Origin of the sequence: Paenibacillus vietnamensis (genome assembly GCF_020169515.1) — a bacterium.
GTDB lineage: Bacteria > Bacillota > Bacilli > Paenibacillales > Paenibacillaceae > Pristimantibacillus > Pristimantibacillus vietnamensis.
The window spans coordinates 245,145-263,675 of the sequence record NZ_JAHMHW010000002.1 but is presented as its reverse complement, the minus strand read 5'-3'; the positions used below and the strand labels follow the sequence as shown (position 1 = coordinate 263,675).

The following is an 18,531-nucleotide window of genomic DNA, read 5'->3' as shown; positions in this document are numbered from 1 at the left end:
AAGGAGTCGAAAATATGTCAGAACAACGAAAGCTCTCTCTTGAAACGCTATCCGTCCACGGAGGCCAGCAAATCGATCCGACAACGCAGTCCAGGGCGGTGCCTATCTACCAGACAACGTCTTATGGCTTCAAGGATACGGATCACGCGGCAAATTTATTTTCCTTGCAGGAATTCGGTAATATTTATACGAGGATTATGAACCCGACATCGGATGTGTTCGAGAAGCGAGTTGCCGAGCTGGAGGGTGCTCCGGCTGCATTGGCGGTTGCTTCGGGACAATCGGCTATTACATATTCGATCCTTAATATTGCGGGTGCGGGCGACGAAATCGTCTCCGCATCGAGCTTGTACGGCGGCACTTATAATTTGTTTTCCGTTACTTTGCCGAAGCTGGGCATAACCGTGAAATTCGTAGATCCGTCGAACCCGGAGAACTTCCGGTCAGCCGTAACGGAGCGGACGAAAGCCTTCTACGCGGAATCGATCGGAAACCCGAAGGGAGACGTAATCGACCTTGAGGCGGTTGCTGCAATCGCCCATGAGAACGGACTGCCGTTTATCGTCGACAACACGTTCCCAAGCCCGTATTTATGCCGGCCGATCGAGCACGGAGCGGATATCGTCGTTCATTCCGCGACGAAATTTATCGGCGGCCACGGGACGTCGATCGGCGGCATTATCGTGGACGGAGGCAAATTCGACTGGAAGGCAAGCGGCCGTTTTCCGGGCTTGACTGAGCCGGACCCGAGCTACAACGGCGTTGTTTATACGGATGCCGTCGGTCCAATCGCTTATATTATCAAAGCGAGAGTACAGCTGCTGCGCGATATGGGAGCCTCCCTTTCTCCGTTCAACTCCTTCCTGCTTCTCCAAGGCCTTGAGACGCTTCATTTGCGGATGGAACGGCACAGCTCCAACGCACAGCGGGCGGCCGAATATTTAGAGAAGCACGAAGCGGTGGAATGGGTAAACTATGCAGGCTTGCCGAGCCATCCGAGCTATGAGCTGGCCGAGAAATATTTGCCTAAGGGCAAAGGCGCGATTTTGACATTCGGCATTAGAGGCGGAGTGGAAGCGGGGAAAAAGGTCATTAATTCGGTACGTTTATTTTCGCACTTGGCGAATGTCGGCGACTCCAAGTCGCTTATTATTCATCCGGCCAGCACGACTCACCTGCAGCTGACGGAGGAGCAGCAGGCTGCGGCAGGCGTAACGCCCGGCATGATCCGTTTGTCGGTTGGAACCGAGGGCATCGACGACATTTTGGCCGATTTGGAGCAGGCATTGGCCGCGAGCCAGCGGTAGGCCGTGAAACAAATCATTTGCTAACCAGAACTACATAAGCAGCTAGAGAGGAAGTAGAAGAAATGGCATCAAACGCGCAGGATGCGGTTCGTAAGGACTGGGACACTTATTTCATGGATATCGCGTATATGGTTTCGACTCGCTCGCGCTGTCCGCGCAGGCACGTCGGAGCGGTTCTCGTTCAAGGGAAGAAGCTTCTCGGGACGGCTTATAACGGCGCTCCGATGGGCGTGCAGGATTGCCTGGAGGCAGGCTGCATGATTTCGGAGGAAATCGAGGTGTCAGTGGAGGGCGGTAAGGAACAGCTGATCAAGAAGCAGCGCTGCATCCGGACGATTCACGCGGAGCAGAACCTGCTGCTGTTCACCGACCGCGCTGACCGCGAGGGCTCGACCGTCTACGTGACCGACCAGCCCTGCTGGACCTGCGCGAATATGCTCGCCAACAGCGGTATTGTGGAAATTGTATACCACCGTGCCTATTTGAAGGACAGCGACAAGGTCATGGGTTTGATGGAACGGAAGGGCATCGTTTTCCGCTGTCTGGAGCCTTACGAGCCTCCTGCGGGAGTGCAAATGGACGTTATTTCTTAGCAAGCAACGAGGATAGGAACGGCAAACAGACTGGAGGAGGAACCTCTGATCGCGCCTTGCGGGCGCGGTTGGGGGTTCTTTTTTTGTTTTCGGAAAGCCAGATGATGTTGCTGTTAGTCATGAATCAAGGAGTGATTGTGGATGAGAATGGACCGGCGTCCTATCGTTTGGTTCGCGGTTTGGTGGATTTGCGGCAGCGCCGCGGCTGCAGCATTTGGCAGCCGCGGCGCTTTGCTTGCTGCCGGCGCATGCATGCTGCTGGCGCCGGCAGCCGCGCTGTGCAGGCAGGCGTCCTGGAAGCTGGCAGCTGCTTGCGCGCTGGCAGCGGCATTAGCCGCAGGCGAGCGGATATGGGCGGATGAGCGCAATGTGACCGCCCTGCCTGAGCTGCTGGCGGCAGCCGAGGCGGAAGGACCGCGGGCCGCTTACCCGGCGGAAGCGGCGGGCACGATCGTATCCGCGGTCGAGGTGGACGGCGACCGCGTCAGATTCCGCATGGCGGCGGAGCTCGTCCATGTGGAGGGCGAAGCGGCGCCGCGGCACGTGCGCGAGCGCCTGCTCGTTCAGCTCCGGCTTGCGGCGCAGCCGGAGCAGGCCGTCGCCGCGGCATGGGCGCGCGGCGACAAAGTGCGCGTGGCCGGCGAGCTGGCGCTGCCGGCCGCGGCCACCAATAGCGGCGGGTTCGACTACCGCCGCTATCTTCGCAGCCAGAGGGTCCACTGGCTGCTCAAAGGGCAGGGCGCCGCCGCCGTCAGCGCAGCGGCGGGGCCCCCGTGGTCCGCGGCCGCGCTGCTCGGCCGCGTCGACGGCGTGCGCGCGTGGCTCGGGGCGCGCATGGACGTTCTGTACCCCGCCGGGCAGTCGGGGTACATGAAGGGTCTGGTCCTCGGCATACGCGATGACCTGGACCCGGAGCAGTTCCAGCAATTTTCGCGTCTCGGGCTGACTCATATATTGGCGATTTCGGGCCTTCATGTCGCAGTATTCCTATACGCGCTTGCCGGCCTGCTCCGGCTTGCCCGGCTGACCCGCGAGCGGATCCTGTTCCTTCTCATGCTGGCCGTTCCGCTGTATGTGCTGCTCTCCGGCGCCTCGCCTTCAGTCATGCGCGCAGGCCTGATGGCCGTGCTCGGACTGTTCGCAGCCCGCCTCGGCAAGCTGAAGGACGGCCTGCATCTATTGGCGGCAGCGGCCGTGCTTATGCTGGCGGTTAACCCTTTTTATATTGAGGACGTAAGCTTTCAGCTTTCGTTTCTCGTCACGCTTGGCCTTATACTCGGCGTCCCGCCGGTCCGCTCGGCCATGCCGGAGCTGAGGCGGGGCAAGGCGCTGCTCGATTTGGCGGCCGTAACGGCCGTGGCCCAGGCGGTGTCTTTTCCGGTGACGATCTACTACTTTAACCAGTTTCATGCGCTTTCCCTCTTCGCCAATTTCGTTCTTGTCCCTTTTATCAGCTTTGTCGTGCTGCCGCTTGGAGCCGTGTCGCTGCTGATCGGTCTCCTATGGGAGGAGGGCGGAAAACTGGCGGCTTACGGCGCCCGCTATGCAAACGACTGGACGTTTGCGCTTGTCGAATGGATGGCGAAGGCGGAGCCGCTCCGGTCGATATGGGCAACACCGCCGGTTTGGTGGGTCGCCGCCTATTTGGCATTGCTCGGGACTGCCTTCCATATAGTAGGCGAGTGGGCCGCGGACCGGTCGGCGCGCCGCAAAGCTGCTCTGGATGCGCTGGAGGAAACGGCGCCGTTAACCGACGTTTACGGCTATTCCGCTCATGCCGGCGGCATATTCCGGGCAGATGCGATGGGTCTAGGCGACAAAAGGGCGTATGGAGCCCGTTTCTTGCCTTGCATATGCGCTTTCGGTTTGCTCTTAGGGTTCGCTTACATGCCTGACCTCTTTGACCGGCGGGGCATCGTCAGCTTTATCGATGTCGGGCAGGGCGATTCGATTCATATCCGCACGCCGGGCCAAAAACATATTCTGATAGACGGCGGAGGCACGATTTCGTTTTTGAAGCCGGGCGAGGAGTGGAGACAGCGCAGCGATCCGTTCGAGATCGGAGCGAAACTGCTTGTGCCGCTGCTCATGAAGCGTGGAGTCCGCGAGATCGACTTGCTCGTGCTTTCCCATCTGGACAGCGACCATATCCGGGGCCTGCAGGCGGTCGTGGAATCGATACCCGTCCGGGCGATCTGGTGGAACGGAACGGTAAAGCGGTCGGAGGACTCGCGGGCGCTTTTGGAGCTTGCGGCTTCAAATAACATACCTATGTACGGCGTGCATGCCGGCATGCACGCGCGTCCGGATGCCCGTACGTCTATCGACGTCTATTGGCCGCCGGAAAGTGAAGCTTCCGGCCGCTCTGTCACGGAGCTGGAGGAACAGAATGAGAGCAGCGTCGTCCTGCGGCTTCAGATGTACGGAGCGTCATTCCTGTTTGCGGGTGATATCAACGAGACGACGGAGAAGGCGGTAATCCGGCTTTCGGAAAATAACGGCTCCGGACGGAAGCCGGATCCGGTTTCCGTCATGAAAGTATCGCATCACGGGAGCCGCTTCTCGACAGGCAGAGAGTGGCTAGCCTACTGGAAGCCGGCGGCGGCGGTTGCATCCGTCGGAGCAACGAACAGCTACGGCCATCCCCATAAGGATGTATTGTCCAGATTGAAGGAAGCCGAAACGGCGTTCTGGAGAACCGATTTGGACGGGGAAGTGCAATTTTCGGCAGCAAACGACGGCTTGTTCGTCAGGCTTAGTCGCTAACACGCATGTCAGATTTCCGGTGTTGAAGAATACGAGGGTTTCTATATACGGGTACTCGTAAATTTGGTATTCTTGAAGGTGTTGTACTGTTTTAAAAGCTGTTGCAGCCGGGTTTCGAATTCCTTCATTTACTAATTAAAATAAAGCGGAATTTTTAAATTATCTGCAACATTTATCGTAACCAGTTCGTCAGAATGGTTGCAAGAGAGGGGGATCCTTCGTGGTGGAGCCGGACTTAATCCGAGCCGCCCAATCGGGCGATCGCGACGCGTTAATAACTCTATTGCGAGAGATTGAAACGCATGTATATCGGACAGCCTATTATATATTAAACAACGAACAGGATGCGCTTGACGCGGCGCAGGAAGCTCTTATCCGCATTTATACCAAGATAGGCTCTTACGAAGAGAAAGCCCAATTCAAAACATGGATTCAACGTATTGTAACAAATATTTGCATCGACAAGTTCCGGAGAAACAAGCCGACCGTATCGATAGACGAGCACGACATGGTGTTCCATGAGAAGCGGAACGTGGAGGACGAGGTAATGTCCGCTTATGCGGTCCGTGACATAAGAGAAGCGATCGATAAGCTTCCTGAGCATCACCGCGCGGTTGTCGTCCTCCGGTATTTACAGGATTTTTCTTACAACGAAATTGCCGACTCGCTTGATTTGCCCCTCAACACGGTAAAATCTTATTTATTCAGAGCTAGGCAGCAGCTGCAAACGTTACTCCATGATTATCAGAAAGGTGGTGTCCGGGGATGAATTGTCCAGAGGTGATGGAACTGATGCAAAGACAGCTTGACGACGATCTTGCAGAAGGCGAGATGGAAGTCCTGACGAATCATACCAGACAATGTCCGGACTGTGCAGCGATGTTCGAGCGGCTGAAGCTGTTATCCGCCGAGCTGACCAGTTTGCCGAAGGTTACGCCAAGCTACAGCCTGGTAGATGCGATTTTGCCCCAGCTTGAACAGCTTGATACACACGGGCAGCAGGAAGCGGCAGCGGCGCCGGCAGCCGGCGCTCCGGAGAAGACGGAGCTTCCGGCCCGCAGGACGAAGCGCGAACGGCGCTGGCCGTCGATGAGGGTGATGAGCGGGGTTATCGCCGCCGGGATCGTAGCCGGGCTTTTCCTTGTGACGTACCAGCAAGGCGGAGGTTCGGCCGGTAACTCGGACGGCAGCACGGCGGCCAATATGAGCAGCGCGGAGGTTTCAGTAACGGATCAAACAGCGAACAGAACGTATTCGCTTAAATCGTATACCAGAGACGAGGCCGCTGCGGCGCCGGAAGTTAGTACGGAAGCTGCGGATCAGCTTGAGTTACAGCATGACCTTGATGCGATGAAGCAGCCTTTTGAAGGCGATAAAGAAGAAGAAGCGATAACGAATTCGGGTATCGCCGGAAAGGCCGACGACAGCGCCGGCGCGGCCGACAGGGGCCAAAGTACCGAAAATCTCGGAGGCGGCGGAGGAGTTATCTCGGAGCCTCCCGCTCAGGAGCCGGAAGCCGGCGCATTCGGAGGGCCGATAGACGGCGGCGGCGCCGATTCTGCCGAAGGCACGGGCGAGGCCGACAACAATAAAACCATCACTGGCGAGCCGAGCTTCGTACCGGAGAAGGGCTTTACTGCCAACGAAATTTCGGCAACCTCACCCGACGGCAGCTATATCGCGAAGGTTGAAGGTTATACCATCCGGATCTATGCGGCATCCGACCAGTCGGTCGTGCACGAGTCAGCCCGCAAGAACGGCAGGCTGATGAATCTGGTATGGTCCGAGGACAGCGCCCAGCTCAGCTACGAGGTGCATCTGGAGCAGGGCTCCATCGAGAAGTATATTATCGACATGGCTACCGGCGAGGATCTGAAGGACGTACAATAATCTAAAGGTATACGCACACTTTCATCCGCTTTTGCGTATAGTATGAGTATCGAGAGTGTCAGCGGCGACAACTTGAGCGTCGTATGACCATCCGCAGGGCGGTACCATGGACCTGCCTGCTGATGTTTATATAGATGTTCGGCAAAGGGATGACAGGCGCACCTGCTCATCCCTTTGTTGCCGTGCAATCGTATTTTTTGCAGCGAAGAGGGGATCGAATGGACGCGAAGGAAGCCATTAAGGAAGTTAGGGGAGGACGGTTCCGTCCGGTTTACGTGCTGTACGGGAAAGACCGGTTCCGGCTGCAGCAGTTTATCGAAGCGGTTACGGAGAAGCTGTTTACGGCGGAGGAACGCGAGCTTGGCATCGTAAAATTCGATACGTCGGAAACTTCTTTAGATGAGGCTGTATTGGAGGCGGAGACGCTGCCGTTTTTCGTCGCCCGCAAGCTGATTATTGTGCGGGATGCGACCGTATTTGCCGCAGCAGGCAAAGAGGGCGGCAAAATTGAGCATCATCCGGACAAGCTTATCCGTTATCTCGACAATCCGTCGGACACCTCCGTTATGATCGTGGCCGTCCACGCAGAGAAGCTGGACGAGCGCCGGAAGCTGGTGAAGACGCTGAAGGAGCGCAATTCCCTGATTCCGTTTCCGGAGCTTGACGCGGCTCAGCTCAAGCAGTGGATGATCAAACGCGCGGCGGAGCAGAAGAGAACGCTTGCTGCGGACGCCGCGGATTTGCTGCTTCTCAGGGCCGGCGCGAATATGCAGCAGCTTGCCCAGGAGGTGGACAAGCTTTGCCTGCACGCCGGGGAAGGCGGAACGATTGATGCGGAGCAAGCCTCCATTTTGACGGCCGCCACGGTTGAGGAGGATGTTTTTGCGCTGGTCGATGCGATCGCCGAGCTTCGGATCGACCGTGCCGTCCGCTTATACCGCGAGCTTCTCGTGCGGAAGGAGGAGCCGATCAAGATCGCAGCGCTCATCGCCAGACAGCTCCGGATCATGCTTCAGATCAAAGAGCTGGAGCAGCATCAGTACTCCCCGCAGCAGATGGCAGGCCAGCTGGGGCTCCATCCTTACGCCGTCAAGCTGGCGGCGGAGAAATGCAGGAAATTCCAGACGGCCCGGCTCGGAAGTCTGCTTTCGTCTTTGGCGGAGCTGGATTACAAGATGAAGACCGGCGCGGTGGACAAAACGCTTGGTTTGGAGCTGTATTTATTGTCCCTCGGCATGAGTAAGGGGGCTTAGACCCGCTATTAACAAATAGGAAGGCTTCGACACTGACAGGTGCCGGAGCCTTTTGTATAAGTATAAGAAAGTATACATTGCCGTTTGCGCTTGTATGTGAACGTTTAAAAGTTTGAATATTCAGAAGGCTTTCGCGGATCCGATGTCGAAATATCCTTTGCGCAGAGTAAAGGAGGACAACAAATGACTTGGTGGAAAAGCAATAAGCTGCGTCTCGTGCAAAACAATTTGCGGGAGACGGATGCGGACCTGGATGTGGATTTACTCATGAGCGAGCTAAAGGATTTTAATGCCAATACGCTTATGATGAACGCTGGCGGCATTTTCGCGTTTTATCCTTCCACGCTGCAATATCAATATGTGACTCCGTATTTGAAGAAGGATTTGCTCGGAGAGACGATCGAAAAGGCTCATGAGAGCGGCATCCGGTTCATTGCAAGATTCGACTTCAGCAAGGCGCATGAATCGATTTTTCGCGAGCGTCCGGAGTGGTTTTACCGCTCAAAAGCAGGCAGCGAGGTCAATTATTTCGGTATCGTACATACGTGCTTGAATGGCGGCTACCAGCAGCAGTATTCCCTCGATATATTGGAAGAGGCATTAAACAATTATGACGTCGACGGCGTGTTTTTTAACATGTTCGGCTATCAGAACTGGGATTACAGCGGCAATTATTACGGCATCTGCTACTGCGGCAGCTGCCGCTCGAGATTTAAGGATATGTTCGGTCTGGAGCTTCCTGACAATGAGGATAGGGGATCTGACGTTTACCGGGCTTACCGGAGGTTTCAGGAGAAAACGTCCATCGACATCCTGAATAAAATCCATGCCCATATCAAACGGCTGAAGCCGGAAGCCGCTATTTGTACGTACCATCCGCATCAAGTGGATATTGTAAGGCATGAATCCAACACGGCTCTCGATCGCCCGCATCCGAAATGGTTATATTCGGCGGCCGAAAATGTGATGCCGATCGCCGGAAGCTACTCGGACAAGCTGACGAGCAACTGCTCGATTAACGCGATCGACCTGACCTACCGATTCACGGGCGTATCAGAGCATGAGACGGAAATCCGGCTGTATGAAAATATCGCGAACGGCTCGGGGCTCGACTTTTGCATTATCGGTGCGTTCGATGGTTATCCCGATCAAGCGAATATGGAAAAAGCGAAAAACGTCTTCCGTTTTCATAAGCAAAACGAAAGCCTGTTCGGGCAGTTCCGTTCCGAGGCGGAGGTCATCCTTGTCAAGCCTTCCTCATCCATCCGGGATTCCCGCCACGAGTATTTCGGCATATTCAAAATGCTGAAGGAAGAGCATGTGCTCTTCGATGTCGTCCTGCAGAGCAGACTGTCGCATATATCCGGGACGAAGGCAAAAGCGGTCCTTTTGCCCGGAGTGGAAACGTTTTCGGATCAGGAGCTGGATGTCTTAAAAGGCTTGCGTGCCCGCGGGGTGCATATGATCGCGACAGGAGGAGCTCTGTCCGGAAGCCGCGAGGCTTTGGCTGCGCTGTTCGATGCGGAGCAGGACGGGTTGATGCAGGATACGACCGCCGCTTATGTGCACGTTGACGATAAACAAATGTTCCCGATGCTGAATAAGCGGGATTGGGTTATAGTGAACGGCCCGTTTGCTTTCATGCGGTATAGCGATGATACGGTAAAGAAACTGCCTTTCATTGCCCCGTCATCTTTCGGCCCGCCGGAACGGGCCTACGGCCACGAGTTGACGGACCGGTACGGGCTTGGCATGACGGCGGCTGCCGGAGAAGGAGGGCGTGGAGCGTACCTGGCATGGAACGTCGGAGAGCTGTACTACAGGCATGGCTTTGCCGATCACAAGCAGCTCGTTACGGGCGTGATCGACGAACTGCTGAGCGGCAGCAGGCGGCTTGCAACCAATGCCCATGACAGCGTGGAAATGACGTTCCACGGTTTGCCGGATGGCACCTACTTGCTTCAGCTGCTGAATTTATCCGGCTTCAACGGTTCAAGCTACGCAGCTCCGGTACCAATGAACGGAATTGAAGTAGGGCTGACCGGTTTAACGGGTGTCCGTCAGGCAGTAGAGCTGAATGGTGCGGGAGAGGGACAGCTTGAGGAGCGGGATGGCCGACTCGTTATCCGTCTCGCGGAGCTCCATGCGTACAGCGCATATCATTTGCGGTAGTCAAAATATCAAACAAGATGAGGAGCTGGTTACCGGATGTTGAACACATCAGTATCGAAGATCGGGTTTGTTGGAGCGGGCGTCATGGGCAGCAGCATGGCCAAAAATCTATTGAAGGGAGGCTTCGATGTCCATCTTTATACGAGAACGAAAGAGAAGGCCGGCGAGCTGCTGGAGCTTGGCATGATCTGGCACGATACGCCGGGAGAACTGGCACGGCATTGCGATGCCGTCATTTCGATCGTCGGTTATCCGCAGGATGTTCGTGAGCTTTACTTGGGAGAAGGGGGAATTGTCCAGTCGGCGAAGCCTGGAGCTTATTTGATCGATATGACGACTAGCAGCCCGGAGCTGGCAAAGCGGATTCACGAGGCGGCTGCCTCCAAAGGCCTGCATGCGCTGGATGCCCCGGTATCCGGTGGCGATGTAGGCGCGCGAAACGCTGCACTCTCTATCATGGTCGGCGGTGATCAAGCTTCCTTTGAGTCGGTAAGGCCTTTACTGGAAATGCTGGGCAAAAATATTGTGCGGCAAGGCGGACCGGGAGCGGGACAGCATACGAAAATGGTAAACCAAATCGCAATCGCTTCCAACATGGTGGGCGTATGCGAAGCTTTAGTCTATGCGAAGCATGCCGGGCTGGACCTGAACAGTGTGCTGGCAAGCATAGAGTCGGGCGCTGCGGGAAGCTGGTCGCTCAGTAATTTGGCCCCGCGCATCATTCAGGGCAACTTCGACCCCGGGTTCTATGTGAAGCATTTTATTAAGGATATGGGCATTGCGCTAGAAGCGGCGGAGGAAATGGGAATCGAGCTGCCTGGATTAACGCTGGCCAAAGGGCTGTATGAGAAGATCGCAGCCGCAGGACTGGCCGATAACGGCACACATGCGCTCTATAAGGCTTGGGATTAATTATTTTGCTGGTGCATAACAAAAGAAGGCTTCGCCTCTCAAAAAGAGAAGCGAAGCCTTCTTTGCGCAATTCTAAGTTATAATAAAGGCTGGCCTTTATGTATGGCTTAGAATTCATTCGCGCTTGGCCAATTAAGCTTGTGCCGAAAGAGCGTTAAGCTTTTTAGCAAGACGAGATTTTTTGCGGGCAGCCGCATTTTTATGAATCAGGCCTTTAGTCGCTGCTTTGTCCAATTTCTTCGTTGCAGCGATCAGAGCTGCTTTAGCAGCTGCTACATCAGTGCTGGCGATAGCTTGGTCAGCGGATTTAACGGCCGAACGAAGTGCGGATTTCTGGGAAGCATTCAAAGCACGACGCTTTTCACTTGTTTTAACGCGTTTAATCGCGGATTTAATGTTTGGCATGGGATTCACCTCCTAAACTGTTCACAACGATGCATAGGCATCATTTACCTAGACAACACAACTTAAAATATATTATCATGCCGATGCCCAAAATGCAATAGCAACAAGCCGGAATGCCTGAGAAAACGAAGCCGCCTTTCGCCGTACCGGAGTATGAAAAATACGGGTTTGCGAACAATAAGTCGAGAACCGTGTGCGAAGGGAGAATGAATGGTGAACAACGACCTTGATTTGCAGCAATATAGCGTCAGGACCGATCTGGCGCTTGAAGCGAAGGAAATGGCGGAAGCTCCGAACGGAGGGCCGATCCCGGGTATCCAGTCCGAGACGACGGAGGATGGCGGCATTACCGTAACTCAGCTTCACGTTCAAAACGAGCAGGGGGCGCAGGCGATCGGCAAAATGCAGGGACATTACGTGACGATTGAAGTGCCTGGGCTGCGAAACGGCGATACGGATCTGCAGGACCGGGTGGCCACGCAATTCGCCAAGCATTTCGAGCAATTTCTGGAGCGCCTTTCGATCAATAAAATGGCGAAGGTGCTGATTGTCGGACTCGGAAACTGGAACGTAACGCCCGATGCGCTCGGGCCGATCGTCGTGGAGAACGTCATGGTCACGCGCCATTATTTCGAGCTGATGCCTGACCAGGTGGCGCCGGGCTACCGTCCTGTCAGCGCAGTCGCTCCGGGGGTACTGGGCATTACCGGCATCGAATCGAGTGAAATCGTTCACGGAATTGTCGAGAAAACGAAGCCTGATATTATTATTGCGATCGATGCGCTCGCTTCCAAGGCGGTTGAAAGGGTGAATACGACGATTCAAATCGCCGACACCGGCATTCACCCGGGCTCCGGCATCGGCAACAAGCGCAAAGGCTTGACGAAGGAAATTCTCGGCGTGCCCGTTATTGCAATCGGCGTGCCGACCGTCGTGTACGCGTCTACGATCGTGAACAACACGCTTGAAATGATGAGCAGCCACTTTACGAAGCAAACAGGCAACACCGGTCAGATCATGGGCTTGATCCATCAAATGGAGGACAACGAGCGGCTGCAGCTGGTCAGGGAAGTGCTTAGCCCGCTTGGCCACGACCTGCTGGTGACGCCGAAGGAAATCGACGAGTTTATCGAAGATATCGCCAATATTATCGCCAGCGGCCTTAACGCTTCGCTCCATGAAGCGATCGATACGGGCAACGTAGCCGCTTATACCCACTAATCGAGCAATATCAGGCTTAAGAGCCGTCTCCGGTACCGGAGGCGGTTTTTTTGGCCTGTCCGGTCCTTTTACGTTTTCGTTTGTTCTATTAATTCTAATCTTTCAATTTGCCGGGCAGGGTTCTATGAACTCTCTTAGTTTCATAATTTAATAGTAACTCAGCCATTGGCACAGAAAAGCAGGAGGTATTCAACCGATGAGACAAAAAATGATGCTGCTCGATCTCGGCGGTACAAGCAAGCGTATGAGACAACTACTCGTAACCGGGCGGTCCTTCGCCATGCTGTCCTTCAGCTCCATGCTGTTTTTTGTCATGCTCGGCATTGGGGGAATGGTGCATCAGCAATCGTCCGCATCGCCGGTCAATTCGATGAAGGGCTTTGCGGCGGCCGTATCGGGCGGGTTCTTTGGGGACATGCTGGAAATGGAGATGCCCGCCTTCCAAAGCAGCAGCGAGACGGAGGCATTTAATTCGAAAATCATCAGCGCTATGCTCATGAGGGCGCTGACGGACATTAATCCGGCAGATCCGAAAAGCCTGCTTGCCGGCGAGCTGCCGGGACTTAGCGCAAACGACGCGTTTCTGATCCGCAGCGGCATCGGCACGGATACGGCGGTCGGTCCGGAGGACGACGCACCGATTACTTATGATCCGGACAACGGCCATGAAGACGACGAGGGCACAGCCGTAACGGACGACGGCACGGACGACACTCCACCGGATAATGAAGGAGCGGGGACGGGAGACGACGGGGAAGGTGCAGGAGCGCCGGAGAAACCGACGACGGACGGCTCGAAGGTCGTTTTTATCTATCATTCCCATAACCGCGAATCCTGGTACCCCGTACTTAGCGACTCTAAGGAGAAGGATCCGAACTCAACGAAAAAAAACATTACGCTGGTGGGCAAGCGGCTGGCGGATATGCTTGAGAAAAAAGGGGTCGGCGCCCAGCACTCGGATACGGATTACCCGACGGCCATTCCGAACTACCGCTGGGAGCTCTCCTACAAATATTCGATGAAAACGGTTAAGGAAGCGATGGCGAGCAGCAAGGACCTGAAATTTTTCTTTGATCTTCACCGCGACTCGCAGAGCCGGAAATATACGACAGTTGATATCGGAGGCAAAAGCTACGCTCAGGTCTACTTTATAATCGGGCATAGAAACCCGGATTGGGAGAAAAACGAAGCGTTTGCGACAAAAATCCATCAGGCGCTCGATAAAAAATACCCGGGCATTTCGCGCGGCATCTGGGGGAAAACGGCTGCAACCGGAAATGCGGAATATAATCAATCCCTGGCTCCGGACAGCGTGCTGATCGAGATCGGCGGCGTGGATAATACGCTCGAGGAATCCTATCGTACGGCGGATGCGCTCGCCGAGGTCATCGCCGACATTTATTTTGAGGACGAAAAGGTATAAAAAGCGGAAAAACGATGGAACCGGCAGACGGTTTAATCATAACCGGACGGAAAGGAGCGGCGGCTGATGAAGCGCAGTACGTTTAAATGGATGGTGCTCGGAGGAGCATTGGCGATTATCGTCATGTACGGGCTCGAAATATCTACGGCGGGGATCGGGCGGGTGTACGGCCCGGTCGAGCCCGGCAGCCAGGCGTACGAGGAAGCGCAGCCTGAGCAGGCCGCTGCCGGAAATTCGGCAGATGACCGCACCCGGCAAAAAATCGAACAGCTCGAGAAGGAGCTTGCCGAATTGAAAAAGCTGGCCGCCGGAGAAGAAGCTTCCGGGACGGACGCGGAGCCTGAGCCGGAGCGGGAGCCGCTTGGCGCTTTGCCGGCTGATGAAGATCGGCTTCCCGGCATTCCCGCCGCTGACGATCAGTCCACCGTCAACCGCATCGCCGATTCTACGTCGGGCATGCTTCAAAATATGTCCAACGAAGGGATCCGTTTGGTCGTTTCTATTTTTGACGGGCTGATCAAGTGAGAATGGACATTGCTGGTGGCCCCCTTAACTGATATAATAGGTGGAATGATTAGCATTATTGGAAATTGTGGGGGTTAGGCATGACTGACGTACGTGACCGGCAAAAGAAAATCAGAAATTTTTCCATTATCGCACATATAGACCACGGAAAGTCTACGTTAGCCGATAGAATCCTGGAGTATACCGGCGCTTTGTCCTCCCGCGAAATGCAGGAGCAGGTGCTTGACCAAATGGATTTGGAGCGCGAGCGCGGCATTACGATCAAGCTGCAGGCCGTTCGTTTGAAGTACCGGGCGGATGACGGCGAGGAGTATATCCTGAATCTTATCGATACGCCGGGGCATGTCGACTTTACGTATGAGGTATCGCGCAGCCTTGCGGCCTGCGAGGGCGCCTTGCTCGTCGTCGACGCGGCACAGGGCATCGAAGCTCAGACGCTTGCGAACGTATATCTCGCCTTGGACAACAATCTCGAAATCGTTCCTGTCATTAACAAGATCGATTTGCCGAGCGCAGAACCGGAGCGGGTGAAGCAGGAAATTGAGGACGTCATCGGACTCGATGCGAGCGATGCGGTCCTTGCGTCGGCTAAAGCCGGTATCGGCATCAAAGAAATTTTGGAGCAGGTCGTCACGAAGATGCCTGCGCCGGTTGGCGACCCTGAAGAGCCGCTTAAAGCGCTTATTTTCGACTCTCATTACGACCCGTATAAAGGCGTTATCGTCTATGTTCGAGTGATCGACGGCAGCATCAAGCCTGGCAAGAAAATCCGGTTTATGGCTACCGGCGCGGAATTCGAGGTTATCGAGGTTGGCGCGTTTATGCCGCGCATGACGATCGTTGACGAGCTTTCGGTCGGCGATGTCGGATTTATCGTAGCCGGCATCAAGAACGTGAAGGACACGCGCGTCGGCGATACGGTGACCGATGCCAAACGTCCGGCGCCGGAGCGCCTGCCGGGCTACCGTCAGATCAACCCGATGGTATTCTGCGGACTGTACCCGATCGAAACCCAGGATTATAACGATTTGCGGGAGGCGCTGGAGAAGCTGGAGCTGAACGACGCCTCGCTCAGATACGAGCCGGAATCCTCGACAGCGCTTGGTTTTGGCTTCCGCTGCGGCTTCCTCGGATTGCTGCATATGGAGATCATTCAGGAGCGGATCGAGAGGGAATTCAACATTCCGCTCATCACGACGGCTCCAAGCGTTATCTATAAGGTCACGCTGACGAACGGCGAGGTTCTAAATATCGATAACCCGTCGAATTATCCTGAAGCGGGCAAGCTTGATTTCGTCGAAGAGCCGTTTGTGAAAGCTGCGATCATCGTGCCGAACGATTATGTCGGTGCGATTATGGAGCTGTGCCAGAACAAGCGCGGCGAATTCGTGAACATGGAATATTTGGACACGAACCGCGTAACGATCACGTACCAGATTCCGTTGTCCGAAATCGTATACGACTTCTTCGATCAGCTGAAATCGAGTACGAAGGGTTACGCTTCGTTTGATTACGAGCTGTCGGGCTACCGCAGTTCCCAGCTCGTCAAGATGGACATCATGCTGAACGGCGAGCAGGTCGACGCTCTGTCGGTTATCGTTCACCGCGACCGCGCGTACCACCGCGGACGGCTGATCTGCCAGAAGATGAAGGAGCTGATCCCTCGCCAAATGTTCGAGGTGCCGGTCCAGGCATCGATAGGCACGAAGGTTATCGCGCGCGAGACCGTCAAGGCGATGCGGAAGAACGTCTTGGCGAAATGCTACGGCGGCGACATCAGCCGGAAGCGGAAGCTGCTCGAGAAGCAGAAGGAAGGCAAGAAACGGATGAAGCAGGTAGGCAGTGTAGAGGTGCCGCAGGAAGCGTTCATGGCGGTGCTCAAAATCGACGAGGATTAATCCGTACGAGGTTAGGGAGAGCGCAGCTCTCCCTCTTTGTTTTTTTATTCATCATTATGTTCCGGACAATAAAGGAGGTCATCCAGCGATGATCGGGCAGCATGCTCCCCACGCTTTATATATTCACATCCCGTTTTGCACGAACAAATGCCATTATTGCGACTTTACATCTTATGTGCTCAAAGGTCAGCCGGTCGATCAATACTTGGACGCTCTGGAACAGGAAATGCGGCGGACGGTCGATATGCTGCCGCCGGAGCGCATCGATACGGTATTCGTTGGAGGAGGAACTCCGACGGTGCTGACGCCGCCGCAGATGGAGAGGTTTTTGGAAGCGGTCAGGACGCATTTTCCGCTGGCGGACGACGTTGAGTTTACGATGGAAGCGAACCCGGGCACGACGGATGCCGACAAGCTTGCTGCCATGAAGGCCGGCGGCGTGAACCGGATCAGCTTCGGCGTCCAGTCGTTCGATAACGGGCTGCTCGAGAGGATTGGCCGGATTCACAGCGTCGACGACGTATACCGCAGTCTGGACAACGCACGCGCCGCAGGATTTACGAATCTGTCGATCGATCTGATGTTCGGCCTGCCGGGTCAAACCCTTGATCACCTGAGAGACAGCGTCAGCAAGGCGCTCGAGCTCGGTTTAACCCATTATTCGATCTACAGCCTCAAGGTGGAAGAAAATACGCTGTTTCACAAGCTATATGAGAGAAATGAGCTGCCGCTTCCTCCGGAGGAGGAGGAATACCGGATGTTCCTGCTTCTGATGGAGATGTTGAAGGGGGCGGGCTACGTCCATTATGAAATCAGCAACTTCGCGAAGCCTGGCTTCGAAAGCCGCCACAACTCGACGTATTGGCGCAATGAACCGTATTACGGTCTCGGGGCAGGCGCACACGGATATTCAAATCGGATCCGTCATGTCAATCTGAAGGGAATTACTCCTTATATCGAAGCGGCCGCCGAAAGGCTGCCGCGGCTCGAAACGTTTGAGGTGCCGGAGGAGGAAGCGATGGAGGATTTGATGATGGTAGGACTTCGCCTGCTGGAGGGCGTGCCGGCTTCGAGATTTGCGGAGCAGTTTGGCGGCCGGTCGCTCGAGAATAAGTTCGGTCCGGTCATCCGGAAGCTGACCTCGGACGGTCTTCTGGAAGTAAGGCCGGAAGGCCGGGATACGATTTACAGGCTGACGGATAAGGGCGTGCTGCTCGGCAATGAGGTGTTTGGCGCCTTTATCGGTTCGGCGGATTAAGGGGAGCCGGCCCTTGAAAAATCTCTTGAGAATAAATTCGTAGTGTTGTATATTTATTCATATTGATTTTCTACTTGCACCGGGTGGAGGCGAAGGCAGAAATGCAGGCATTACAGGTCGTTTGCAGAAAAGCGACATCGGACGATGTCGAGACGTTGTTTCAATTGATTAAAGGTTATGCCGAGAAAGGCATTATGCTGCCTCGCACTCGGGAAGCGCTCCGTCACATGATCGATACCTTCGTCGTGGCGGAAATCGGAGATGAAGTGGTCGGCTGCGGCTCCTTGACGAAACTGGGCAAGGATTTGGTAGAGATCCGTTCGCTCGGCATGTCGGAAGGCTACAAGGGGCTCGGGATCGGCAGCAAGCTTGTCGATGCCTTGATTGAACAGGCCAGGGAACAGCACATTCCGAAAATTATGGCTTTGACGTATGCGGTATCCTTTTTCGAGAAAAACGGCTTTACGGTCGTTGACAAAGAGATTTTTCCGGAGAAGGTATGGAAGGATTGCGTGAACTGCCCGAAGCAGCTCGCGTGCGATGAAATAGCGGTTCTGAAGGTCATTGATTAATAAAAACGAAACAACGGTCAAAGGAGCTCCTTTGACCGTTTTTGTTTGTGCTCTCCGCACATTGCTTGGGACTATTCCGCAGCAAGCACTCCGGACGCTTCGGCATCGCAGTAATTGAACTTCCATTCGAGCTCGCCGTTATCCCCGCAAATGCAGCTTTTGATCCGATGATAGTCTTCGAACGAGGCATCATAGTTCAGCTTTAAGGTCGAGCCGCATTGATTGCATTCCCACACGCGCCAGGTTTCCATATATGATCCCTTCCTTCTTAGGTCGATATCATTCATGTTCTCCCGTATTTATCGACTTTATAATCGAGATAAACTATATTATGCA

At 54.9% G+C, this 18,531-nt stretch carries 16 protein-coding genes; 14 read left to right on the top strand and 2 right to left on the bottom strand.

What is annotated here, in order from left to right; all coding sequences use genetic code 11:
• Positions 1-14: 14 nt before the first annotated feature.
• The 8 genes from KP806_RS06210 to KP806_RS06175 all read left to right on the top strand — a co-directional run bounded on the left by KP806_RS06210 (position 15) and on the right by KP806_RS06175 (position 10,893).
• On the top strand, positions 15-1,307 hold the full coding sequence (locus KP806_RS06210; RefSeq protein WP_224722705.1) for a homocysteine synthase: 1,293 nt from the start codon (positions 15-17) through the stop codon (positions 1,305-1,307).
• A gap of 62 nt (positions 1,308-1,369) precedes the next feature.
• Positions 1,370-1,900 carry a deoxycytidylate deaminase gene (locus KP806_RS06205; protein ID WP_224722704.1) on the top strand — a complete coding sequence of 177 codons (531 nt, stop codon included), beginning with the start codon at positions 1,370-1,372 and terminating at the stop codon, positions 1,898-1,900.
• 141 nt (positions 1,901-2,041) lie between these two features.
• Positions 2,042-4,666: a DNA internalization-related competence protein ComEC/Rec2 gene (locus KP806_RS06200; RefSeq protein WP_224722703.1), complete on the top strand. Its 2,625-nt coding sequence runs from the start codon at positions 2,042-2,044 to the stop codon at positions 4,664-4,666.
• A 220-nt stretch (positions 4,667-4,886) separates the two neighbouring features.
• Positions 4,887-5,435: an RNA polymerase sigma factor gene (locus tag KP806_RS06195; RefSeq protein WP_224722702.1), complete on the top strand. Its 549-nt coding sequence runs from the start codon at positions 4,887-4,889 to the stop codon at positions 5,433-5,435.
• Positions 5,432-6,556 carry an anti-sigma factor family protein gene (locus KP806_RS06190; RefSeq protein ID WP_224722701.1) on the top strand — a complete coding sequence of 375 codons (1,125 nt, stop codon included), beginning with the start codon at positions 5,432-5,434 and terminating at the stop codon, positions 6,554-6,556. Before KP806_RS06195 ends, KP806_RS06190 begins: the two co-directional genes overlap by 4 nt.
• A gap of 218 nt (positions 6,557-6,774) precedes the next feature.
• A complete protein-coding gene (gene holA, locus KP806_RS06185) occupies positions 6,775-7,809 on the top strand; it encodes a DNA polymerase III subunit delta (RefSeq protein WP_224722700.1) in 1,035 nt (344 codons plus the stop codon).
• A 183-nt stretch (positions 7,810-7,992) separates the two neighbouring features.
• Complete coding sequence (locus tag KP806_RS06180; RefSeq protein ID WP_224722699.1) at positions 7,993-9,981, top strand: family 10 glycosylhydrolase; 1,989 nt, start codon at positions 7,993-7,995, stop codon at positions 9,979-9,981.
• A 36-nt stretch (positions 9,982-10,017) separates the two neighbouring features.
• The gene (locus KP806_RS06175; protein ID WP_224722698.1) at positions 10,018-10,893 is read left to right on the top strand and encodes an NAD(P)-dependent oxidoreductase; all 876 of its coding nucleotides are present in this window, start codon (positions 10,018-10,020) and stop codon (positions 10,891-10,893) included.
• A 132-nt stretch (positions 10,894-11,025) separates the two neighbouring features.
• Here KP806_RS06175 and rpsT read toward each other — a convergent pair whose 3' ends face one another.
• Entirely contained in the window at positions 11,026-11,298 is a 273-nt protein-coding gene (rpsT, locus tag KP806_RS06170; RefSeq protein ID WP_224722697.1) for a 30S ribosomal protein S20, read from the bottom strand.
• A gap of 210 nt (positions 11,299-11,508) precedes the next feature.
• Between rpsT and gpr the strand changes: the two genes are divergently transcribed.
• The 6 genes from gpr (at position 11,509) to KP806_RS06140 (ending at position 18,195) form a co-directional block, all read left to right on the top strand.
• Positions 11,509-12,519, top strand: coding sequence for a GPR endopeptidase (gene gpr / locus KP806_RS06165; RefSeq protein WP_224722696.1), 1,011 nt, complete (start codon positions 11,509-11,511; stop codon positions 12,517-12,519).
• A gap of 196 nt (positions 12,520-12,715) precedes the next feature.
• Entirely contained in the window at positions 12,716-13,942 is a 1,227-nt protein-coding gene (spoIIP, locus tag KP806_RS06160) for a stage II sporulation protein P (protein WP_224722695.1), read from the top strand.
• Positions 13,943-14,008: 66 nt separating this feature from the next.
• Positions 14,009-14,467 (top strand): hypothetical protein, encoded by a 459-nt coding sequence (locus tag KP806_RS06155; RefSeq protein WP_224722694.1) that lies wholly within the window; start codon positions 14,009-14,011, stop codon positions 14,465-14,467.
• A gap of 80 nt (positions 14,468-14,547) precedes the next feature.
• Positions 14,548-16,365 carry a translation elongation factor 4 gene (gene lepA, locus KP806_RS06150; RefSeq protein ID WP_224722693.1) on the top strand — a complete coding sequence of 606 codons (1,818 nt, stop codon included), beginning with the start codon at positions 14,548-14,550 and terminating at the stop codon, positions 16,363-16,365.
• 88 nt (positions 16,366-16,453) lie between these two features.
• Positions 16,454-17,623 (top strand): radical SAM family heme chaperone HemW, encoded by a 1,170-nt coding sequence (gene hemW, locus KP806_RS06145; RefSeq protein WP_224722692.1) that lies wholly within the window; start codon positions 16,454-16,456, stop codon positions 17,621-17,623.
• A gap of 101 nt (positions 17,624-17,724) precedes the next feature.
• Entirely contained in the window at positions 17,725-18,195 is a 471-nt protein-coding gene (locus tag KP806_RS06140; RefSeq protein ID WP_224722691.1) for an N-acetyltransferase, read from the top strand.
• Between the two features lie 71 nt (positions 18,196-18,266).
• On the opposite strand, the gene KP806_RS06135 is transcribed toward KP806_RS06140, so the two are convergent.
• Positions 18,267-18,446, bottom strand: a complete 180-nt coding sequence (locus tag KP806_RS06135; protein WP_224722690.1) for a hypothetical protein — start codon at positions 18,444-18,446, stop codon at positions 18,267-18,269.
• Between the last annotated feature and the right edge of the window lie 85 nt (positions 18,447-18,531).